The sequence below is a fragment of the Streptomyces durmitorensis genome, assembly GCF_023498005.1.
GTDB classification, from domain to species: Bacteria; Actinomycetota; Actinomycetes; order Streptomycetales; family Streptomycetaceae; genus Streptomyces; species Streptomyces durmitorensis.
Genome location: NZ_CP097289.1, coordinates 658,008 through 678,190, shown reverse-complemented (window position 1 = coordinate 678,190; position 20,183 = coordinate 658,008). Strand labels below are relative to the sequence as shown.

21 protein-coding genes are annotated in these 20,183 nt (G+C 71.0%); 14 read left to right on the top strand and 7 right to left on the bottom strand.

The genetic code is table 11. The features are described 5' to 3' along the window. Positions 1–41 precede the first annotated feature (41 nt). Positions 42–440 carry a winged helix-turn-helix transcriptional regulator gene (locus tag M4V62_RS02900; protein WP_249585609.1) on the top strand — a complete coding sequence of 133 codons (399 nt, stop codon included), beginning with the start codon at positions 42–44 and terminating at the stop codon, positions 438–440. Here the strand turns inward: M4V62_RS02900 and M4V62_RS02895 are convergent. Next, complete coding sequence (locus M4V62_RS02895) at positions 383–1,486, bottom strand: alkene reductase (protein WP_249585608.1); 1,104 nt, start codon at positions 1,484–1,486, stop codon at positions 383–385. The two genes, M4V62_RS02900 and M4V62_RS02895, sit on opposite strands and share 58 nt — an antisense overlap. A 140-nt stretch (positions 1,487–1,626) precedes the next feature. After that, positions 1,627–2,055 carry a MarR family winged helix-turn-helix transcriptional regulator gene (locus tag M4V62_RS02890; protein ID WP_249585607.1) on the bottom strand — a complete coding sequence of 143 codons (429 nt, stop codon included), beginning with the start codon at positions 2,053–2,055 and terminating at the stop codon, positions 1,627–1,629. 285 nt (positions 2,056–2,340) lie between these two features. Between M4V62_RS02890 and M4V62_RS02885 the strand changes: the two genes are divergently transcribed. The 3 genes from M4V62_RS02885 (at position 2,341) to M4V62_RS02875 (ending at position 5,586) form a co-directional block, all read left to right on the top strand. Further along, on the top strand, positions 2,341–3,609 hold the full coding sequence (locus tag M4V62_RS02885) for an aspartate aminotransferase type Ic (protein WP_249585606.1): 1,269 nt from the start codon (positions 2,341–2,343) through the stop codon (positions 3,607–3,609). Between the two features lie 416 nt (positions 3,610–4,025). Beyond that, positions 4,026–4,742: a hypothetical protein gene (locus M4V62_RS02880; protein ID WP_249585605.1), complete on the top strand. Its 717-nt coding sequence runs from the start codon at positions 4,026–4,028 to the stop codon at positions 4,740–4,742. A 91-nt stretch (positions 4,743–4,833) separates the two neighbouring features. Further along, positions 4,834–5,586 carry a type 1 glutamine amidotransferase gene (locus M4V62_RS02875; protein ID WP_249585604.1) on the top strand — a complete coding sequence of 251 codons (753 nt, stop codon included), beginning with the start codon at positions 4,834–4,836 and terminating at the stop codon, positions 5,584–5,586. Between the two features lie 48 nt (positions 5,587–5,634). Here M4V62_RS02875 and M4V62_RS02870 read toward each other — a convergent pair whose 3' ends face one another. After that, entirely contained in the window at positions 5,635–6,192 is a 558-nt protein-coding gene (locus tag M4V62_RS02870; RefSeq protein WP_249585603.1) for a GNAT family N-acetyltransferase, read from the bottom strand. A 102-nt stretch (positions 6,193–6,294) separates the two neighbouring features. Continuing rightward, positions 6,295–6,612, bottom strand: a complete 318-nt coding sequence (locus M4V62_RS02865; protein WP_249585602.1) for an ArsR/SmtB family transcription factor — start codon at positions 6,610–6,612, stop codon at positions 6,295–6,297. Between the two features lie 139 nt (positions 6,613–6,751). Here M4V62_RS02865 and M4V62_RS02860 point away from each other — a divergent pair, with 139 nt between their 5' ends. From M4V62_RS02860 to M4V62_RS02830, 7 genes are all read left to right on the top strand, one after another. Beyond that, the gene (locus tag M4V62_RS02860; protein WP_249585601.1) at positions 6,752–7,078 is read left to right on the top strand and encodes a putative quinol monooxygenase; all 327 of its coding nucleotides are present in this window, start codon (positions 6,752–6,754) and stop codon (positions 7,076–7,078) included. Between the two features lie 147 nt (positions 7,079–7,225). Continuing rightward, on the top strand, positions 7,226–8,338 hold the full coding sequence (locus M4V62_RS02855; protein WP_249585600.1) for a LacI family DNA-binding transcriptional regulator: 1,113 nt from the start codon (positions 7,226–7,228) through the stop codon (positions 8,336–8,338). A 147-nt stretch (positions 8,339–8,485) separates the two neighbouring features. Further along, on the top strand, positions 8,486–10,096 hold the full coding sequence (locus tag M4V62_RS02850) for an FAD-dependent oxidoreductase (protein ID WP_249585599.1): 1,611 nt from the start codon (positions 8,486–8,488) through the stop codon (positions 10,094–10,096). A gap of 161 nt (positions 10,097–10,257) precedes the next feature. After that, positions 10,258–12,387 carry a hydantoinase/oxoprolinase family protein gene (locus M4V62_RS02845; protein ID WP_249585598.1) on the top strand — a complete coding sequence of 710 codons (2,130 nt, stop codon included), beginning with the start codon at positions 10,258–10,260 and terminating at the stop codon, positions 12,385–12,387. Continuing rightward, positions 12,384–12,959: a hypothetical protein gene (locus tag M4V62_RS02840; protein ID WP_249585597.1), complete on the top strand. Its 576-nt coding sequence runs from the start codon at positions 12,384–12,386 to the stop codon at positions 12,957–12,959. The genes M4V62_RS02845 and M4V62_RS02840 overlap by 4 nt, the downstream gene beginning before the upstream one ends. Positions 12,960–12,963: 4 nt before the next feature. Beyond that, positions 12,964–14,244, top strand: coding sequence for a TRAP transporter large permease subunit (locus M4V62_RS02835; RefSeq protein WP_249585596.1), 1,281 nt, complete (start codon positions 12,964–12,966; stop codon positions 14,242–14,244). Between the two features lie 59 nt (positions 14,245–14,303). Further along, on the top strand, positions 14,304–15,311 hold the full coding sequence (locus M4V62_RS02830) for a glycoside hydrolase family protein (RefSeq protein WP_249585595.1): 1,008 nt from the start codon (positions 14,304–14,306) through the stop codon (positions 15,309–15,311). Between the two features lie 15 nt (positions 15,312–15,326). Here M4V62_RS02830 and M4V62_RS02825 read toward each other — a convergent pair whose 3' ends face one another. Beyond that, a complete protein-coding gene (locus M4V62_RS02825; RefSeq protein WP_249585594.1) occupies positions 15,327–15,773 on the bottom strand; it encodes an STAS domain-containing protein in 447 nt (148 codons plus the stop codon). A gap of 99 nt (positions 15,774–15,872) precedes the next feature. Continuing rightward, entirely contained in the window at positions 15,873–16,544 is a 672-nt protein-coding gene (locus tag M4V62_RS02820) for an enoyl-CoA hydratase-related protein (RefSeq protein WP_249585593.1), read from the bottom strand. Positions 16,545–16,942: 398 nt separating this feature from the next. Here M4V62_RS02820 and M4V62_RS02815 point away from each other — a divergent pair, with 398 nt between their 5' ends. Together M4V62_RS02815 and M4V62_RS02810 are read left to right on the top strand one after the other, a co-directional pair. Continuing rightward, the gene (locus M4V62_RS02815) at positions 16,943–17,461 is read left to right on the top strand and encodes a GNAT family N-acetyltransferase (protein ID WP_249585592.1); all 519 of its coding nucleotides are present in this window, start codon (positions 16,943–16,945) and stop codon (positions 17,459–17,461) included. Between the two features lie 92 nt (positions 17,462–17,553). Continuing rightward, a complete protein-coding gene (locus M4V62_RS02810; RefSeq protein ID WP_249585591.1) occupies positions 17,554–18,513 on the top strand; it encodes a GNAT family N-acetyltransferase in 960 nt (319 codons plus the stop codon). 11 nt (positions 18,514–18,524) lie between these two features. On the opposite strand, the gene M4V62_RS02805 is transcribed toward M4V62_RS02810, so the two are convergent. Then, a complete protein-coding gene (locus M4V62_RS02805) occupies positions 18,525–19,463 on the bottom strand; it encodes an oxidoreductase (protein WP_249585590.1) in 939 nt (312 codons plus the stop codon). Between the two features lie 105 nt (positions 19,464–19,568). Here M4V62_RS02805 and M4V62_RS02800 point away from each other — a divergent pair, with 105 nt between their 5' ends. Then, on the top strand, positions 19,569–20,153 hold the full coding sequence (locus M4V62_RS02800; RefSeq protein WP_249592672.1) for an acyl-CoA-like ligand-binding transcription factor: 585 nt from the start codon (positions 19,569–19,571) through the stop codon (positions 20,151–20,153). Positions 20,154–20,183: the final 30 nt, after the last annotated feature.

Genomic DNA, 20,183 nt, shown 5'->3' with positions numbered 1-20,183 from the left:
CTTACTTTTCGTAAGAACATACCCAGAGGTAAGCTCCGGACATGAAGGAAGGCGCGCAGCTGAGGCAGGCCGAGACGGGCAACCGCTATGACGTGTTTCACACCGACTGCCCCGCGCGTGACGTGGTCGACCACGTGACCAGCAAGTGGGGCGTCTGGGTGCTGATCTCCTTGCGGAGCAACGACCTTCGGTTCTATGAGCTGCGCGACAGCATCCAGGGGATCAGCGAGAAGATGCTCGCGCAGACCCTGCGCGGACTGGTCGAGGACGGCCTGGTCCGGCGGGAGGTCGAGCCGACGACCCCACCCCAAGTCACGTACGGGCTCACCGAGTTCGGTCAGGACATCGGCGAGCCACTGACGGACTTGTTCGACCGGATCACTCAGCGGATGTCACTGCCCGGCGCGGGACCCACTGAACTCCCCGCGAGGACGGGGTAGTCCACGTACCCCTCCCCGCCGCCCCCGTACATGCCACTGGCGCGCTGCGGGTTGAGTGGTGCGTCGTCGGCGATGCGCCGGGGCAGATCCGGGTTGGCCAGGAAGAGCCGGCCGAAGGAGTAGACGTCGGCGAGCCCTGTGCGCAGCGCCTGCTCGGCCTGTTCCCGGCTGCCGGGCTCGGGGCCGTCGTAGGTGGCCACCAAAGTGCCGTTCCAGCGAGGGCGCAGGTCTGCGAGGGCGGCGTACTTTCCGGACTGCACCACGTGCAGGTACGCCAGGTCCATTCCGTTCAGCGCGTCCAGCAGGCGGTGGTAGCGCGAGGCCGGGTCGGTCTCGACGGTGTCCAGGAGCGGATTGCCGGGGGAGACGCGCAGGGCGGTGCGGTCCGCTCCGATCGCGGCGGCGACCGCTTCGACCACCTCGATCACGAACCGGACGTGGTCGCCGTATCCGTCGGTGCGCAGATTCGCGTTGTCGGACAGGAACTGGGCGAGGAGGTAGCCGTAGGCGCCGCTGATCTCGACCCCGTCGAAGCCGGCGTCGATCGCGTTGCGGGCGGCCGAGGCGTGGGCCTCGACGGTCTCGGTGACCTCGGCTGTGGTCAGTGCGCGCGGGACGACGTATTCCTGTGGTCCGGAGGCGGTGTAGATCTGGCCGTGGCCGGGCGAGACGGCCACGGCGGACGGTGCGACCGGCTGCTCACCGCCGAGGATGTCGGGGTGGCTGACGCGTCCCACGTGCCACAGCTGGGCGAAGACACGGCCTCCGGCGTCGTGCACCGCCCGTGTCACCCGGCGCCAGCCTTCGACGTGGGCCTGCCCGGTCAGGCCGGGGACACCGGGGCCGCCCTTGCCGAGACGGTGCGGCCAGATCCCCTCGCTGACGATGAGCCCGGCGGTGGCGCGCTGTGCGTAGTACTCGGCCATGAGCGGGATGGGGGCCCCGGTGGCGTCGTCCGCGCGGGCACGGGTCATCGCGGCCATGGCCGTCCGGTTGGGCAGGTGGAGGGCGGGTCCGCGGTACGGCTCGAGCAGGGGCGAGTTCACGGTTCTCCTTCACGACAGTATGTGCATGTACCTACAACAATTGCAGGCGCATGCAAATACTAATGAGTCGGCCGCCGATCTGTCATCAGGGAGGGGTGAGGAGGGGGGAAGTCGAAGGGGGAGTGACGCAGGGGCGCGGGTCAGGCAGACGTACGCAGGCTCCGGGTCAGGGTGGCGAGCGCCGGGTCGGTGGCGGATGCGGCCTCGTCCAGTGCCTCGCTCAAGGCGGCCTCGTAGATCGGCTGGGCCTGGGCCTGGCGTTCGCGTCCGGCTTTAGTGATCCCGAGGAAGACTCCGCGCCGGTCACCGGGGCAGTGGCAGCGCTCGGCCAGTTCGGCGCGCTCCAGGCGGCCGGCGAGGCGGGACGCCGAGCTCTGGTCGAGGCCGACCGCGTCGGCGAGTTCCTGCATCCGCAGCTCGCCCTCGGGGGCGTCCGTCAGGTGGCTGAGCGTGCGGTACTCGCGCAGGCCCAGTGCGCAGCGGCGGTGCAGGACCTCGGTCAGGTGCTGCTCGACGCGGCTGTGCAGCGTCACCAGGTGGGTCCAGCGTTCAGAGTCACCGTGGGTCATGTCTCAACTCCGCGTGTCGGCTCAACAGACCCATGATAGATGCACGTACAGCCCTTGCGTGTGCATGGAATGTGCGGGCGGGGAGATCCCCCGCGCACCAGACCGCGGTGCCGCCGGGCGTGGCCGGTCCCTGCAGGCCGGGCGTGCCCTGAAGGGTGACGAGCGCCACCTGCCCGGCCATGGGCAGGCCATCCCTTTGTATCCTCGGCAGGCAGTGCCGATGCCCCCGTCGCCGGCCGAGGCAGCTCACACGCCCCGGCAGCGCCGACAACGTAAGGACACACCATGACCACCGAGCTGAGCCCCGACTCCTTGACCGGGCTCCTTGAGCGGGCCCGCAAGGACTACCAGGACCTCGCAGGTCGCGGGCTCTCGCTCGACCTCACGCGCGGCAAGCCGGCGCCGGAGCAGCTCGACCTCTCCGAGGACCTGCTGAGCCTGCCGGGCGGGCGGCACACCGCCGCCGACGGCACGGACGTACGCAACTACGGCGGTCTCCAGGGTCTGCTGGAGCTCCGGGAGATCTTCGCGGACGTGCTCCAGGTGCCTGCCGGGCAGCTCCTCGCGCTCGGCAACTCCAGCCTCGAGCTGATGCACGACTGCCTGGTGCACGCCCTGCTGAGCGTGGTGCCGGGGGCCGAGTCGCGCTGGGCGGACCAGGAGCGGATCGCGTTCCTGTGCCCCGTACCGGGCTACGACCGGCACTTCGGGCTCTGCGAGCGGTTCGGGATCGACATGATTCCGGTGCCGATGACCGCCGAGGGGCCGGACATGGACGTCGTGGAGCGGCTCGTCGCCGAGGACCCGACGGTCAAGGGCATCTGGTGCGTCCCGAAGTACAGCAACCCCGACGGCGTCTCCTACAGCGACGAGACCGTCGCCCGCCTCGCCTCGATGCAGGCCGCCGCGCCCGACTTCCGGATCTTCTGGGACAACGCGTACGCCGCTCACCACCTCACCGACGAGCCCGTCGAGATCGCCGACCTGCTGACCGCCTGCGCGGACGCCGGGAACGCGGACCGCGTCTTCGTCTTCGGCTCCACCTCGAAGATCACCGCGGCGGGCTCGGGCGTCGCCTTCTTCGGCTCGTCGCCCGCGAACCTGAAGTGGATCCTCGCCAACAACGCCAAGCGCTCGATCGGCCCGGACAAGGTCAACCAGCTGCGGCACGTGATGTTCCTGCGGGACGCCGACGGGGTCCGCGCCCACATGGAGCGCCAGCGCGCCCTGCTCCAGCCGAAGTTCGAGGCGGTGGCCCGGATCCTGGAGGCGGAGCTCGGCTCCACCGGCCTCGCCCGGTGGACCGACCCCAAGGGTGGCTACTTCGTCACCCTCGAACTGACCGACGGCGGCGCCAAGGAGGTCGTACGCCGTGCCGCCGAGGCGGGCATCGTCCTGACCCCGGCCGGCGCCACCCACCCGCACGGCGACGACCCGCGCGACGCCACGATCCGCATCGCGCCCAGCTACCCGAGCCTCGCGGAGCTGGAGCAGGCCATCGCGGGACTCGCCGTGTGCGTACGGCTCGTGGGGTACGAGCAGCGGGTCGGCTAGGTCGGTCGTCACATGGGAGGGGTGGCCAGGCCGGTCGCCCCTCCCCTGGGCGTGGGGTGGACCTGCACCCCTGGCGCATATCGGGACCAACTGGCCGACGTCCACGACATGTTCACGCTCCTGCGCCCCAGCTCCGGTGTCGCCCACCCAATTCCGGCCAGTAAACTGCGCCCGCTCAGAAGCGTCGCAGGAGGCTGGGGGGAACCGTGGCACACGGGGGATATCAGGGCTGGGGACCGGGGAACGGCCAGCCCCAGGGCGGTGGCGACCCGCATCCGTACGGACCGCCGCAACCCGGCCCGTATGCGCCCCCGCAACCCGGTCCGTACCCGCCTCAGCCGTACCCGTACCCGCCGCAGCCCGTCCGGCGGCGGCGTTCCGGTCTTGGGCTCCTCTTCGTCTCGCCGCTGATCCCGGTGATCCGCTCCGCCCGCCGCCGCGCCGAGGCGATCTTCAACCAGCCCGGCGCCGGCCGTGTCGCGGACCGGCTCGTGACGCGCGTGCAGCTGGGGCGCGCGATCGCCGGTGCGATCGCCAGTCTTCTCCTCGTCTACACCTACGGCGCGGACGACGGCTGGAGCGGGGTCGCCAACGACGGCGTCGTGAAGCTGATCCTCGCCCCGCTCCTGCTCATCTTCACCGGGCCCCTGGTCGTCTTCGGCTTCATCCGCTACGCGCCCGCCGAGCAGCGCCGCGTGCTCCGCTCCCGGCTGCGCGCGCCGCTCAAGGCCGTGGGCTGGTACGTGGGCATCCTGGTGGGCGTCGTACTCGTGCTGGCCGGCAGCGCCGTGGTGCTCAAGCAGAACTACGGCACGCTCGTGAACGGCCTGATCGCGCTCGCGCTGCTCATCGGCCTCGTCTGGCTGCTGCCGTTCCTCCTCTTCGCCTCGGCCTACGCCGCCCGCTACGCGTTCAACACGTCCAACGTGCACGCCGCTCTCCCGGCCGCGCTCACCGTCGTACTCGTCTGGGAACTGATGCTCTGCAGCGTCGCGCTCGAAGGCGGACTGCCGTACGGGCCGCCGGCCGCTCAGTGGTGCGCGGTTCTCGGCGGCCCCGTGTCCGTGACCGCGGTGGCCCTGTGGGAGCTGCACCGCATGCGCACCCGCCACGGCGTCCGCATCCGGCATTGAGGACCACGTGAACCCGGTCCTGACCTGCCACGTTACGGTGTGAGGCGGCTCGTTTCCGCGTTCGCGTCCCCGTCCCACAGGAGATCCCCGCATGCCCCCGCGCACCGTCCTGATCCTTCAGCACGTCGAGGTCGAAAAGCCCGGCCTGATCCTGGACGCCCTGGACGGCAGCGGTCTCGACGTCGACATCCGGAACCTGATCGACACTCCGGGTGCCTCAGCCGGCGATCTGCCGCCCGTGTCCGAGCTGGCGGGGCTCGTCGTGATGGGCGGTCCCATGAACGCCGACGACGTGTTGGCGCATCCGGCGCTGAAGCTGGAGCGGGACCTCCTGGCCGACGCGCTGCGGGAGAGGATCCCGACGTTGGGCGTGTGTCTGGGTGCCCAACTCCTCGCCCGCGCGCAGGGTCTGACCGTGCGGACCGGGGCCGCTCTCGGCCGGCGCAGCGAGATCGGATGGGCTCCGCTGCAGGACGTGGACCGTGCCGATCCGGTCGTCGGCCCGCTGGCCGACGCGCCCGCCGTGCTCCACTGGCACGGCGACCGCATCGTTGCCGCCTCCGGTGCCCGCGTCCTTGCCCGGACGGACACCACCGAGTGCCAGGCGTTCCGGGCCGGACCGGCAGCCTGGGGTCTCCAGTTCCACTTGGAGGTCACCCCCGAACTTCTCGACGACTGGCTCGCCGAGCCGTCCTTCGCCACTGAAGCCGTGGAGGTCCTCGGAGCCGGTGCGGAGGACCAACTGCGGGCCGATGCCCGTGCCGTGGCCGCGCCCCTGCGCCCGCTCGCCGAGCGGAGCCTGGCCCACCTGCGGGACCTCTTCGTGGGACGCGCGGGCCTCTAGGAACCAGGCAGCCCCGGCCGGGGAGTCACGGGCGGGGTCCGACGAGAGCTAGGGCCTTTCGAGGACCATCTCGCGCTCCAGCTTGGAGGGATCGTCCTTCATCGGGACGGTCTGTCCGGAGCGCACGAATCCAAAGCGCCGGTAGAAGCGCTCGGCCCGCGCATTGTCCTCGTGGACGTACAGGCGCGCCCGCGCCACGTCCGGCACCGACCACGCCCACTCGACGGCCGTCTCGAAGAGCGCGTCGATCACACCGTTCCCGCGGTGTTCGGGGCGCACGAAGACACCGACGACATGGGCCTGGCGCCGGTCGATGGCCCCGCCGAACACATCGCCGTCGCCCGCCTCCTCGATGAGCACGGTCACCGTGCCGCTCCAGGACCCGTCCCGGTCCTCGGCCACGAACTGGCGTACGCGCGTCCCGTCGGCCGCTCCCTCGGCTCGGTCCTGCCAGAAGGAGTCAGGCTCCGCGGCGGCCTTCTCGTACGTCTCGAGAAAGGCGATCGGAGCTGCCGGATCTTGGAGCGCCAAGAGCCGCAGCGCTTTCACCTGGGGCCACTCATCGGCACGTATCGGACGGACGGCAGCGCGGGAAACGTGGGTCATGCTGCCGCACCTTACGGGACCGCCGTTGCGTGGCACCATGGCATTTCCCCAGGTCCGCGCTCCGCGACAGACACATCCGGGGGGCGCCGAGGCGCCCGCGGCTCACCCCTCGGGCTCGGCCGCCACCATCCCCAGGAGCCCGGGAAACCGCTGCTCCAGATCCGCCCGGCGCAGGCTGGCCATCCGGCTGTTGCCCCGGGAGACCTGCTGGATCAGCCCGGCCTCGCGCAGCGCGCGGAAGTGGTGCGTGACGGTCGCCTTGGAGACCGGCAGCGCGAAGGAGCTGCACGTGCGCGCGGTCCCGTCGGGCGCGGCCGCCAGTTCGCGCACCACGCGTCGGCGCAGCGGGTCCGCCAGCGCGGCGAGCACCGGGCCGAGCCGCATCTCCTCGACGGTCGGGTGGCCTTCGTCGTCGGGCATTCCGGGCGCCCCCCTTCAGGTATGGCTTGCATCGTACCTCTGGGCTCGCTAACGTCCGCCACCTAGGTACGAGATCAATCGTACCTACCGTCCACCGGTCAGGGCTCTGATCGGGACATCTATCGAGGAGAGACTCTTCATGGACCAGCCGTTCACGCTCGTCGGCACCGCCCGCCCCAAGCCCGAGCGCGCCGCCGAACTGAAAGAACTCCTGCTCTCGTTCGTCGAGCCGACGCGGCAGGAGTCCGGCTGCCTGGAGTACCACTTCCACGAGGACCGGGACGAGCCCGGCGTCTTCGTCTTCTACGAGGCCTGGCGCTCCCAGGCCGATCTCGACGCCCACCTGGCGCTCCCGCACATGCGGGCCTTCTGGGAGCGGCGGATGGACTTCCTGGAGTCCGACCTCGACATCCGCTTCCTGACCATGCACAGCCCCTATCCGGCCCGGTCCGCTGCCAGGGCTTGAGCGACGAGGCCGTGGGCCGGGCGCCCCGGAGGCGCGCTGACCGCACGGCAAGAAAGTTCGTTCCGCTCTCTTGACCGGTGGTCGCGCGCCGCGCACAGTACTCGTTAATGCGCATAGCTAATACGCATTAATGACGGAGGGGCAGTGGTGGACGAACCCAGGAAGCGGGCCGGACGAGGTCGGGCGCCCGCCCCCGCAGGGCGCACCGGACGTCCGCGCCAGGCCGAGGTCGCCCGGCTCGCGGGGGTGTCGCAGGCCACGGTCTCGCTGGTGCTCGCCGGCAAGAAGCAGGGGATCGCCATCTCGGACGAGACCCGACAGAAGGTGCTCGACGCGGCCGCCGAGCTGGGCTACGTCCCTGACCCCGCCGCCCGGCGACTCGCGGCGGCGCGCAACGGCCTGCTCGGCGTATTCAGCTTCACGGCCACGTTCCCCACGGATGTGCAGCACTCGTACTACCCGTTCCTCGTGGGCGTGGAGCAGGAAGCCGCCGCGCAGGGATACGACTTGGTGCTCTTCACCGGATCCAGCACGGGCGGTGCGGGGGCCACCGGGCCGCACGCGCTCCACCGGGCCAGACTCGCCGACGGGTGTCTCTTCCTGGGCCGCCATGCCCCGGTGGACGAGCTGCGCAGGCTCGTGGACGACGGGTTCCCCGTGGTCCACCTGGGCCGCAGGGACGAACCGGAAGGCCTCGCCTGGGTCGGTGCCGACTACGTCAGCGCCAGCACCGAAGTCGTCCACCGGCTCGTCACGCTCGGGCACCGCCGCATCGTCCTCGTACGCGAGGACGACGACGCGCCCGCATCGACCGACCGTGAGCGAGGCTTTCTGGAGGGGCTGAAGAGCGAGGGGCTGCCCGGCGGAGCCGATGCCGTGTTCCGTCGCGCCGATCCGGAACGGGCCCTTGGCCCCCAGCAGTTGCGGCAGTGGGTGGCGCAGGGCGTCACCGCGGTGGTGGCCGAGGAGACCGACAGTGGAGCGGCCTGGCGGGCACTGAGCGTGGCTGTCCGCGATGCCGGTCTGAACTGCCCGCGCGACATCTCCCTTGCGGTACTCGGCAGTCCGCCACCCGACCTCGCGGACGTGCCCCAGCCCACGGGATTCGACATCCCCCGCGCGCAGTTGGGCGCGGCGGCCGTCCGCCTGCTCGCCACGCTCGTCGCGGGCGAGGACGCTCCCGATCCGCTGGTGGCCTGCACCTTCCGGCCCGGCGCGAGCACGGGGCCACCGCCCGGGGCGCTGCCGGACGGCGCATGACCTCGTACAGACGTCGTCGGTAGCGACCTGGTCGTCCGGAGCGACTCCGGCCGCCGGACCCGTACGGAGAACGACCCGCACACCACCACCCGTACCGCACAGCAGGACCGTGCAGCACAGCACGACCCGTACAGCACAAGGAGAACCGTGATCCCTGAACCGGACATCCTCATCGTCGGCGGCGGTCTGGGCGGCGTGGCCGCCGCGCTCGCCGCCTGTCGGGCCGGCCGGACCGTCGTCCTCACCGAGGAGACCGACTGGATCGGCGGCCAGCTCACCTCCCAGGCCGTCCCGCCGGACGAGCACCCGTGGGTGGAGCAGTTCGGTACGACTGCCTCGTACCGAAAGCTGCGCGAGTCCATCAGGGACTACTACCGCCAGTGGTACCCCCTGCGCTCGGAGGCCCTGTCCCTGACCGGGCTCAATCCGGGGGCCGGCCGCGTGAGCAAGCTCTGCCACGAGCCCCGCGTCGCCCTCGCCGTCATGGAAGGCATGCTCGCGCCCCATCTCGCGTCCGGGCGGCTGACCCTTCTCACCGAACACTGGGCCGTCGCCGCCGAGTCTGACAACGATGTCATCACCTCGGTGACCCTGGAGAACCTGCGCGACGGCGACCGCACCACCCTGCACGCCCGGTACGTCATCGACGCCACCGAGACCGGCGAACTGCTCGAACTCGGCGGCGTCGAGCACGCCATCGGCGCCGAGTCACGCGCCGAGTTCGGCGAGCCGCACGCCCCCGAGGAAGCACAGCCCCTCAACCAGCAGGGCATCACCGTCTGCTTCGCGCTCTCCCACCACGAGGGCGAGAACCACGTCATCGAGCGCCCCGTCGACTACGACTTCTGGCGCTCCTACCAGCCCGACTTCTGGCCGGGCCCGCTCCTCGGCTTCCTCGCCCCTGACCCGCGTTCGCTGGAGGCCGTGCCGCGTACGTTCGTACCGAACCCGGAGATCGACCCGCTCGCCGTCAATGCCGACCAGAGTGCCGACGCGGGCGACAAGGAGCTGTGGGGGTTCCGCCGCATCCTCGCCCGCAAACTGCACAGGAGCGGAGCCTTCGACTCCGACATCACCCTGGTCAACTGGCCGCTCAACGACTACTGGTTGAAGCCTTTGATCGGGGGCGGCCGGGAGACCTCGGCCCAGGCACTCGCGGAAGCACGGCAACTGTCGCTCTCGGTCCTGTACTGGCTCCAGACCGAGGCGCCCCGCCAGGACGGCGGGACCGGCTTCCCCGGCCTGCGGCTGCGCCCCGACATCACGGGCACGGCGGACGGACTGGCCAAGGCCCCCTACGTCCGGGAGTCGCGCCGGATCAAGGCCGTCACCACCGTCACCGAGCAGGACGTGGCCATCGACGTCGTCGGCCCCTACGGGCGGACCGCCTACCGGGACTCCGTGGGCGTCGGCAACTACCGGATCGACCTGCACCCCTCCACCGGTGGCGACAACTACATCGACATCGGCTCGGTGCCGTTCGAGATACCGCTCGGAGCCCTAGTGCCCCGCCGGGTCCGCAATCTCCTCCCGGCGGGCAAGAACATCGGCACCACCCACATCACCAACGGCTGTTACCGCCTGCACCCCGTGGAGTGGAACATCGGCGAGGTCGCCGGCGCCCTGGCCGCGCACTGCGTGTCCGAAGGCGTCGAACCCCACCAGGTCCAGGGCGAGGACAAGCGGTTCGACGAGTTCGCCCGGCTGCTCGACCGTGAAGGCGTGCAGCGCCACTGGCCCGACGTACGCGGCTACTGAGAGCGCAGCACGCAAGGACGGAGCACGTAAGGACGCAGCACGCAAGGACGGTTCACGCAAGGACGGTTCACGCACCACGCGGAAGTGCCGGGTGGGACAGCTCCACCTGTCCCACCCGGCCCGCCCGCGCACCGCCAACCCGCACAAGGAGGTGCCCAACCATGACCACCCACCGCATCCGCGTCGGCATCGACGTGGGCGGAACCTTCACCGACGCCGTGGCAGTCGACGCCACGACCCTGGAACTCCTGGGACAGGTGAAGGTCCCCACCAGCCACCATCATGAGGACGGCGTGGCCCACGGCATCGTGGAAGCACTGAGCCGTCTGCTGGCAGAGACCGGCCGCGCGCCCGAGGACGTCGCTTTTCTGGCGCACGGCACGACCCAGGCTACCAACGCCCTGCTGGAGGGCGATGTCGCCACCGTGGGCCTGATCGGCATCGGCACCGGACCCGCCGCCGCTCTCACCCGCAGGCTCGCCGCGCTCGGCAGGCTCCAACTCACCCCGGGCAAGAGCCTTCCGCTCGCCTACGCCCACGTGACGGACCCGGACGACGCGGCGGCGGTCGGGCGCGCCGCGGACACGCTGGCGCGGGAGGGCGCCCAAGTCCTCGTGGCCACCGAGCCGTTCAGCGTGGACCGCCCGGAGGGCGAGCAGGCCGTCGTGGCGGCGGCGCGTTCCGCCGGTCTTCCGCTGACCGCCGCACACGAGATCACCTCGCTGTACGGGCTGCGCAAGCGCACCCGCACTGCGGTGGTCAACGCGGCGATCCTGCCGCGCATGCTGGCCACCGCCGACCTCGTCGACAGCTCCATCACCAAGGCCGGGGTCGGATCCCCGCTCATGGTGATGCGCTGCGACGGCGGCGTGATGTCCCTCGACGAGATGCGGCGCAGACCGCTCCTGACGGTCCTTTCGGGCCCGGCGGCGGGCGTGGCCGGCGCGCTGATGCAAGAACGCATCAGCGAGGGAGTGTTCCTGGAGACCGGCGGCACCTCCACCGACATCAGCGTCGTGCGGCGCGGCAAGGTGGCCGTCCAGCACGCCACGATCCTGGGCAAGAAGTCCTACCTCAACGCCCTGGACGTACGCACCGTCGGAGTCGGCGGCGGTTCCATGGTGCGGATCGGCGGCGGGAAGGTGACCGGGGTCGGACCGCGCAGCGCCCACATCGCCGGGCTGCCCTACGCGTGCTTCGCGACCCTCGACGACCTGCGCGACGCACAGCTCACCACCGTGCGCCCGATGGCCGACGACCCTCAGGACTACGCCGTGCTCGACGCGGCGGGCGGCCGCTTCGCGCTCACCATGACGTGCGCGGCCAACGCGGCGGGACGCGTGCCCGAGGGCGACTTCGCCCGCAGCGACCAGGCAGTCGCCAGAGCGGCCGTCGCCCCGCTCGCCGCCGCCCTCGGCGTGGACGTCGCCTCCGCGGCGGCCCGGCTCCTCGACGTGGGGACAGCCCACGTCAAGAAGGTCGTCGACGCGATGATCCGCGACTACCGGCTCGACCAGGACACCGCCCTGCTCGTCGGCGGAGGCGGCGGAGCCGCGTCCGTCACCCCGCACCTGGCCGAGGTCAGCGGCCTGGAAGGGCGCATCGCCCGGCACAGCGAGGTGATCAGCCCGATCGGTGTCGCGCTCGCCCTGGTGCGTGAGCAGATCGAGCGGACCATCCCGGGCGCGGGACAGGAACAGATCCTCGCCGTACGGGCCGAGGCGGAGGCCGCCGTCATCGCGCAGGGCGCCGCCGCCGACGGCGTCGAGGTCGAGGTCACCGTCGACCCGCAGACCAGCACCGTGCGGGCCGTCGCCACCGGCGCCACCGAACTGCGCACCCAGGACCGGGCGCACCGGGCGGACGAGGCGGAGCGGCTGCGCACGGCGGCGGCCAGCCTCAAGACCGACCCGTCCCAGGTCACGGTCCTCGCCAGGACCACCGCCCACACCGTGTACGGCACGGAGGTCCGGCGCACCCTGCGCGCCACCCGGCATCCGGTGCGGATCGTCGACGCCGACGGGGTGATACGCCTGCACGTCCCCGACGCCCGCGTGGAGACCACCCGGGTCGCCGACGCCCCCGAGGTCCTCGCGAAGCTGGTGCGCGAGACCACCTCGTACGGCGACGGCGGCGTCCGGGCCCCCGCCGTGCGGCTGCTGCTCGGCTCCCGGATCGCGGACCTGTCAGGCGTCCTCGACCCCGAGCCGCTGCTCGCGCTCGCCCGCAGCGAACTCGACGCCCGCGCCGCCGAGGAGCCGGTCGTCGCCGTACTGGAGGTGCGCACATGAGCGCGCCCACGGCGCCGGGGCCCGAGACCCGCGACGACCTGGACCACGCGGTCGACCTCCTTGCCGCGACGCCCACTCACGAGGGCCGCGACCCGCGGCTGCTGCGCCACTGGGCGCGCACGGCCGAGGAGTTCGGCTCGGCCCTGGCCCCCGTGCCGTGCCTGACCAAGGTCGTCGAGCGCACCGACGGCCTGGAGCGCGGCCTGCTCGCCCGCTACACCTCACGGCCGACGCCGACGGTGGAGCTCTACACCGACACCCTCGCGGCGGCCGAAGTACTGATCGACGAACGGGGCTGGCGGCACTGGTACCCGCCGGGCTCGGTGCGCGCGGCGGCCCTCGCCCACGAATCCGTGCACGAGCACCTCCACCACGGTCCGGCGAAGGCCGCGCTGAAGCGGGCCCTTGGCCATGTCGTCCTGCGCGCGGGACGGTTCCGGCTGTACGGCCACGTGGCGGGCGCGGAGGAGATCGCGGCCCACGCCCACGCCCGGACCGTCTGCGGCCTCGGCCGCAGCCCCCTTCTTCTCACGGCCGCGCTCGCCGACGCCGTGACCCACAGAGAGAAGTAGCGCCATGGGCGTTGTCATCCTGATCGTCATGGTGGTGGGTGTCGCAGCGATGCTCACCCGCAAACTCCCCACCGCCTTCGCCCTGGTCCTCCTCGGCGTCGCCATCGCACTCGTCGCCGGCGCCCCGCTGACCGGCAAGGAGAGCGTCTTCGACACCGTCCTCCAGGAGGGCGCCCCGATGCTCGCCTCGACGATGATCGCGGTGCTGCTCGGCTCGTGGCTGGGCAAACTCCTGGACGAGACCGGCATCGCCGGGACCATCGTCCGCAAGATCGTGGAGTTCGGCGGCGACCGGCCCACGGTCGTGGCACTCGGCGTCCTCGCCGTGTCCGCGCTGATCGGCACGGTCACCGGCTCCGCCCCCGCCGCCATGCTGGCCGGCATCATCGGCATCCCGGCGATGGTCGCCGTGGGCATCCCGAAGGTCACCGCGGCGGGCACCATCCTGATGGGCATCGCCGTCGGGGTTCCGTTCGAACTGCCCATCTGGCAGTTCTTCTCCACCGCCCTTGACCTGCCGGTTGCGACGGTGCGCGGTTTCATGGTGAAGCTGTTCCCGCTGGCCCTGGTCGCGGCCGTCGCCTTCGTCCTCGTCGAGTCGCGCCGCCGCGGGGTCGAGCACACCTGGGCGCTGAAGACGGCCGTCGACAAGCGCCGCTCGCGCCGCGAACGCCTCGGCGACGCACCCTGGTACGCGCTGCTCACCCCCGTCGTGCCGCTTGTCCTGGCCCTCGGCTTCGAACTGGCCATCATTCCCTCGCTGTTGGCCGGTGTGCTCTACGCACTGGTCACCACGACCCGGCCGCGCGAGATGAACAAGCGCCTGCTGCGCACCCTGTACGGCGGCTTCGAGGTCGCCGCGCCCCCGATCGCGCTGTTCATCGCCATCGGCATCCTGCTCGCCGCGGTGAAACTGCCCGGAGCCATCGAGGCCCTGGAACCCCTGGTCAAGGCCGTCAGCCCGCAGAACCCGGTGCTGTTCGTCCTGGTCTTCACCCTGCTGGTGCCGCTGTGCCTCTACCGGGGTCCGCTCAACGTCTACGGCCTGGGTGCGGGCATCGCGGGCGTCCTCATCGCGGCCGGCATCTACCCCGCCGTAGCCGTGCTCGGCCTCGCCGCCTCGTACAACCAGGTCTTCGGCGTCGCCGACCCCACCAGCACCCAGACCGTGTGGAGCGCCCAGTACGCGGGCGTCGGCCCCCAGCAGGTCATGGTGCGGACCCTGCCGTACGTGTGGGCCGTCGCCCTCGGCGGATTCTGTGTCACCGCCGCCACCTACCTCTGACCTACGGCTGACCCGCCTGACCCACCTCTGACATTCAACTCCCGGGACGGAGCACAGAAATGAACGAGCCTCAGCACACTTTCCCGCGCCGCGTCTTCCTGCGCGGGGCGGCCGCCACCGGCACGGCCCTGGCGATCGGGGCGGGGACGGCGGGGCCTGCCGCGGCGGCGCCCGGCGGCTTCCCCGACTACGCCTACGTGCGGACGGTCCTGAAGCCTTCGGACCTCGCGTACAACCCCACGGGCGAGATCATCTTCCCGTGCCTGCGCGGCACCGTCGGCCGCGTCTCCGGCGCACTGGGCCGCTACTACCTCTACTACGCCCCGCACGACGCCCCCGGCGGCATCTGCCTGGCCTACGGCGACTCGATCGACGGGCCCTTCACGGAGTACGCGGCCAACCCGCTCGTCACCAACGACTGGCAGCCGCACTACAAGGTCAGCCACGTCTCGTCGCCGCACGTGCTGTGGAATGAGGACGCCAAGGAGATGTGGCTGTACTTCCACGGGGAGAACACCACGACCCGTCTCGCCCGCTCCAAGGACGGCATCCACTTCACGTACGACAAGGTGGTGCTCTCCACCTCGATGCTGCCGAGCGGTTCGACCGAGACGTCCTACGCCCGCGTGTTCCGGCACGACATGCCGTCCCGGGGCGCCCGCTACGTGATGCTCTTCATGCTGAACAACACCACCAACTACCGTGACATCGCCTGGGGTTGGTCGGCCGACGGGCGCAACTGGACCTTCGACCAGACACCGTTGATCCGGCACGCCGACGTGGGCGCGCAGAACGTGGGCGGTCCGCACCTGCTGACGCGCGGGGACAGTGCCTACGTCGTCTACAACACGGACAAGGGAAGCGGCGGCAACATACTGATCACCGAGGTCGGCAAGGACTTCTCCCGCCGTGATCACCTCGGGATCTTCCACAACTCGATGGACGCGGCGCCGGACAACGGCCGCAGCGCCTCACCGAGTTTCGGAACGGAGAACGGCGTGCCTTACATGATGTACGAGGCGGGGGAGCGGCTCCAGGGCGCGATCGCCCTGGCCCGCGCCGAGTAGCCACGGCGCCGGTGGTCAGGGCGATCCGGGTCCACATGGCGGGGAGTCGCTCGGCTTGCCGTCCGGGAGGAAGGACGCGGGCGGCCAGGTGGGGCGGTGGGACGGCGGCAGGGACAGGAGGGCCTGGCCCACGGTGAGGTAGCGGGGGAAGATGTCCGAGCTGCCGGTCAGCGCGAGGAGTTCGGCGAGGTGGCGGCCTGTCCCCGCCAGCAGGAGCTGACCCTCGCGGCGCCGCAGCAGCCACCGCACGCCGAGCAGGCAGTTGAGCCCGCGGGAATCGCAGAACACCAACGCCGTCACATCGAGAACGAGATGTCGATGACCCGCCATGACGGAGGCGCCGAGCGTCCGCAGGAAGAACTTCTCGGCGTTCTGGTCGAGTTCACCGCTCACGCGCAGTACGGCACACTCGTCGCACCGCGCGAGCTCGTTGATGATGAGGCGATGGGTCTGCGTAGACATCGCGCCTCCCTGTGGTCGTCGTACGGAAGCCCGTGCGCATCCCGATGCACAATCTGTCTCGCTCCCGAGTCCCCCGTCCACCCCTCCCTACGCCTGGTGTCAGTCGAGCGTGTTGTCCTTGTCCCGCAAGGCGGCAAGCGCGGGGGCGTACATGCGGGTCTTGATGGTGCCGAGGGTGGGGCCTGCCTTGCCCACCTGGGAACGGGCGATCTCCACTGCCGCCCGTCGGACGGCCTCTTCGTCCACCGCCCGGTCGACGACGGCGGCGGCCAGGGCGTCGTGACCGCCGTAGCGGCGGCCGGTCGTCATGGCCTCGTGCGCGGTCTGCGGGGTCAGCCGTGCCTGGATCAGTGCGGACATGCCCGGGGTGAAGGGGATGTTGATGTCGACCTCGGGCAGGCACCAGTAGCCGCGGTCGGCGCGCATCACCCGGAAGTCATGGGCCAGGGAGAGCATCGCCCCGGCCGCGAAGGTGTGGCCCTGGAGCGCGGCCACGGTGACGACCGGCAGGGAGAGCATCCGCGCGAAGAGGCCGTGGACCCTGCGGACGTAGTCGTGCCGCTGCTCGGCGTGGGCGATGAGCCACTCCAGATCAAGGCCGTTGGAGAAGAACTTCCCCGTCGCGGCGGTCACCAGGGCGCGGGGCCCTTCCGCCTTCTCCACCTCGTCGAGCGCCGCGTCGACGGCGGCGAGCCAGTCGGGGTGGAAGCGGTTCTCGCCGTCCCCGATGTCGAGGATGAAGACGTCGTCCTGGCGGTCGAGCATGGGCATGGTGACTCCCTCGGGCGGGGTGGTTACTTATCGGTAACTTATGGGGCGTGGCATAGACATGCAAGAGGTCGGGGACATGTAAGAGGTCAGGCCGAGGCGAGCGGTGACGTGAACGTCGTCGACAGGGTGCCGCCCCCGCCCGCCCGCTTTGCGGCGTGCGCGTCCCACGCCGCAAAGCGGTCGGATGATAAGATTCCTGGCGTTCGTGTGTGATCCGGATCGAGGATGTTGGGAGTTGGGGCTGATGACCGCGCTCAAGGCCACTGCCATGCGCACCGCCCGGACCACCCTCACGTCCCGGGCCGCGGCCTGACCCCAGTCGCATGCGCCTCGCTGGGAGCGTGAGCTCGCGGGGCGGCACCCACACGAACCCACCATGAAACGGATCTCCATCCATCATGAGCAACACGAGCCACACCTGGATCACGCGCGCCGAGACCAGCGCTGACATCCCCGCCATCCATGCCATCAACGCCGCCGCGTTCGACACCCCGGCGGAGGCCGACCTCGTCGACGCGCTGCGCGCCGACGTCGCCTGGATCGACGGCCTTTCCGTCGTCACCACCGACCAGGACGGCAAGCTCGTCGGCCACGCGCTGCTGACCCGCTGCCACATCGGGGACACCCCGGCCCTGTGCCTGGCCCCCGTCGCCGTACTCCCCGAGTATCAGAGGACCGGCGCCGGCTCCGTGGCCATCCGCGCCGCGCTCGACGCCGCCAAGGGGAGGGGCGAGCGCTTCGTCACCGTCCTCGGACACCCGGAGTACTACCCGCGATTCGGCTTCAGCCGTGCCTCCGCGTACGGCATCGGCATCAGCATCGATGTCCCGGACGAGGCCATGATGGCTCTCGCCCTCGACGCCGGGCGCCCGCTGCCCAGCGGCACGGTGCGCTACGCCGCGCCGTTCGGCATCTAAGCCGGAGTTCGCCGTGCCGGGGCCTTCGTGGCCGCGGCACGGCCCGGGAAAGTCCGTTGCGGTCAAGCCCTCCGGCATCGGACAGTGGGCTCATGACCGCGCCCACCACCCTTCCGTCCGGCCTGACCGTGCGTCCGGCGACACTCGACGACGCGGCGGCGGTGTGCGCGCTGCTCAACGAGATCGACCTGCTGGAGATCGGCCGCGCCGACACCGAACTCTCCGAGATCCAGGCCGACTTGAAGCACCCCGAAGTGGACCTGGAGCACGACTCCTGGCTGCTGTTCGACGACGGCAGGCTGATCGCGTACGGCCTGCTCTGGGATGAGTCAGGCGGCGAGCGGATCGACGTGGAGTACTTCACGCTGCCCGACCGGCCCCAGGCCTCCGGGCATCTGCTCGACCTGATGGAGGCGCGCAGCGCCGAGCGGGCCGCCGCCAACGGAGCGGAGCGCGCCGTGGTGCACCTGCACCTCAACATCGCGCCCACCGTGGACCTGGGCGCGCTGCGCGGGCGGGGCTGGACCCCGGTCCGGCGCTACCACTCGATGGTCCGTCCCCTGTCCACCGGCGCCGACCGGGTGCCCGAGCCGCCGGCCGGTGTGACGTTGCGTGACTGCCTGGCCGAGCCGGACCGCAGGCGCGCCCACGCGCTGGTGCAGGACACGTTCGTCGACCACTTCGACTTCCACCCGCGCACGTACGAGCAGTGGCTGGACGACATCGACGCCGAGCGTGCCGACTGGTCGCGGATCTGGATCGCGCACGTCGAGGGCCTGGGGGACGCGGCGGTGCTGCACACCCGCAACGACCGCACGTCGATGGCCTGGATCAGCGCCCTCGGGGTGCTGCGCCAGGCCCGCGGCCGGGGCCTGGGCGGCCATCTCCTGCGTCATGCCTTCGGCCACTACGCGGCGCGGGGCCGAGACCGGATCGGTCTCGGCGTGGACACCGACAACAGCACCGGCGCGCTCGCCCTGTACGAACGCCACGGCATGACCATCGACTTCGCGCTCCAGGCCTGGGAGTTGACCCGCCCCGTGGCCCGCTGACCCCAGCCCCGTCAGACGGTGGCGGGGAACGCGAAGCGTACGTCGGTCAGTTGCTCCGAGACCTCCCACAGGCGACGGCCCGTCTCTTCGTGCGCCGCCACGGGCGCCAGCTGTACGCGCGTCGGTGCGCCGCGCAGCTCTGCGAGGCCGCCCGGCCCGATGAACTGGCCGCTCTCCACCCCCGGTTCGGTCGCAGCGAACAGCTGGGGCAGTGCGCCGTCGGCCGGGCGCTGCGCGAACAGCGGGTTGCCGATACGGCCGAGCACCACCCGCCACAGGCCGATCGGTGTGTCCTTCTGGAGGTTGGTCGCGGTGTAGCCGGGGTGGGCGAGCACGCTGCGCACCGGGCTTGCCGACGCGGTCAGCCGGCGGTGGAGCTCCTGGCCGAAGACGGCGTTGGCGAGCTTCGACTGGTTGTAGTGGCCCATGGGCTGGTAGGCGCGCTCGCCGTTCAGGTCGTCGAAGCGGATGCGTCCCTGCCGGTGATTGATCGAACTCACCGTCACCACACGGGAGTTGCCCGCGGCCGCCAACAGGTCGAGCAGCAGGCCGGTGAGCGCGAAGTGGCCGAGGTGATTGCAGGCGAACTGCAGCTCGTGGCCCTGCGCGCTGAGCGTGCGGGGCGGCGCCATCACGCCCGCGTTGTTGATGAGCACGTCGAGGCGTGGATGGTCGGCGTGCAGCTGATCGGCGAAGCCGCGTACCGAGTCGAGGTCGGCCAGGTCCAGGCGGCGTACTTCCAGGCTCGCGGCGGGGTGTTCTGCGGTGATCTCCGAGACCGCCCCGCGGCCCTTCTCCTCGTCGCGCACGGCGAGGATCACGTGCCCGCCCTGCCGGGCGAGCGCCCGCGTGGTCGCCAGGCCGAGGCCGCTGTTGGCTCCGGTGACGACGAACACCCGGTCGGTCTGGTCCGGTATCTGCTCGGCTGTCCAGCGCTGTTGCTGCGTCATGTGGCATATGTTGTCGCTTGTGGCACTGAGTGTCAAGAGGATCCTGAGTGCCATGCGAGGCATGGCGTGTACCATGGCCCGGTGAGTTCCCGCCCCGAAGTGAGCATGGCCGAGCGCAAAAGGCAGCTCGTCTCGAACGAGTTGACCGAAGCGGCGCTGCAACTCCTTGCCCGAAAGGGGTTCGACGCGGTCACCATCGACGAGATCGTGACCAGCGCCGGGGTCTCCCGGCGGACGTTCTTCCGGTACTTCGCGTCCAAGGAGGACGTGGTCGTCCAGTTCCTGGCCGACATGGGTGTGGGCATCCACGCGGAGCTGGCGGCTCGACCCGCGAAGGAGCGGCCCTCCGTGGCGCTGCGGCACGCCGTATGGGTTCCGCTCGCCGCCTGTGGGGATCACTCCGAGCGGGTGCTGCCCGTGGTGCAGCTGATTCTGCGTACCCCCGCCCTGCGCGCACGCTTCCTGGAGCGCCAGGCGCAGTGGAGCGACGACCTCACGGGGGAGGTGGCGCGGCGTGCGGGGCGCGACGCGGGCGTGGACCTGTACCCACGCCTTGCCGCCGGGATGGCGCTGACCGCCTTCGACGCCGTGCTCCAGCGGTGGAGCGACAGCGACGGCACCGAGGATCCCGCCGATCTGATCGACCGGGCGTTCGCCGTCATCGCCCCCGCACTCGACGGCGGAGCGTAGGGCCCGGCGGGCGGTGCCGGAGGGGCGGTG

Excerpts from the sequence above, each read along its gene's own strand:
- M4V62_RS02900 (WP_249585609.1), top strand. The coding sequence starts at position 42 with ATGAAGGAAGGCGCGCAGCTGAGGCAGGCCGAGACGGGCAACCGCTAT.
- M4V62_RS02890 (WP_249585607.1), bottom strand. The coding sequence starts at position 2,055 with ATGACCCACGGTGACTCTGAACGCTGGACCCACCTGGTGACGCTGCAC.
- M4V62_RS02885 (WP_249585606.1), top strand. The coding sequence starts at position 2,341 with ATGACCACCGAGCTGAGCCCCGACTCCTTGACCGGGCTCCTTGAGCGG.
- M4V62_RS02875 (WP_249585604.1), top strand. The coding sequence starts at position 4,834 with ATGCCCCCGCGCACCGTCCTGATCCTTCAGCACGTCGAGGTCGAAAAG.
- M4V62_RS02870 (WP_249585603.1), bottom strand. The coding sequence starts at position 6,192 with ATGACCCACGTTTCCCGCGCTGCCGTCCGTCCGATACGTGCCGATGAG.
- M4V62_RS02865 (WP_249585602.1), bottom strand. The coding sequence starts at position 6,612 with ATGCCCGACGACGAAGGCCACCCGACCGTCGAGGAGATGCGGCTCGGC.
- M4V62_RS02860 (WP_249585601.1), top strand. The coding sequence starts at position 6,752 with ATGGACCAGCCGTTCACGCTCGTCGGCACCGCCCGCCCCAAGCCCGAG.
- M4V62_RS02845 (WP_249585598.1), top strand. The coding sequence starts at position 10,258 with ATGACCACCCACCGCATCCGCGTCGGCATCGACGTGGGCGGAACCTTC.
- M4V62_RS02840 (WP_249585597.1), top strand. The coding sequence starts at position 12,384 with ATGAGCGCGCCCACGGCGCCGGGGCCCGAGACCCGCGACGACCTGGAC.
- M4V62_RS02835 (WP_249585596.1), top strand. The coding sequence starts at position 12,964 with ATGGGCGTTGTCATCCTGATCGTCATGGTGGTGGGTGTCGCAGCGATG.
- M4V62_RS02830 (WP_249585595.1), top strand. The coding sequence starts at position 14,304 with ATGAACGAGCCTCAGCACACTTTCCCGCGCCGCGTCTTCCTGCGCGGG.
- M4V62_RS02825 (WP_249585594.1), bottom strand. The coding sequence starts at position 15,773 with ATGTCTACGCAGACCCATCGCCTCATCATCAACGAGCTCGCGCGGTGC.
- M4V62_RS02820 (WP_249585593.1), bottom strand. The coding sequence starts at position 16,544 with ATGCCCATGCTCGACCGCCAGGACGACGTCTTCATCCTCGACATCGGG.
- M4V62_RS02815 (WP_249585592.1), top strand. The coding sequence starts at position 16,943 with ATGAGCAACACGAGCCACACCTGGATCACGCGCGCCGAGACCAGCGCT.
- M4V62_RS02810 (WP_249585591.1), top strand. The coding sequence starts at position 17,554 with ATGACCGCGCCCACCACCCTTCCGTCCGGCCTGACCGTGCGTCCGGCG.
- M4V62_RS02805 (WP_249585590.1), bottom strand. The coding sequence starts at position 19,463 with ATGACGCAGCAACAGCGCTGGACAGCCGAGCAGATACCGGACCAGACC.
- M4V62_RS02800 (WP_249592672.1), top strand. The coding sequence starts at position 19,569 with ATGGCCGAGCGCAAAAGGCAGCTCGTCTCGAACGAGTTGACCGAAGCG.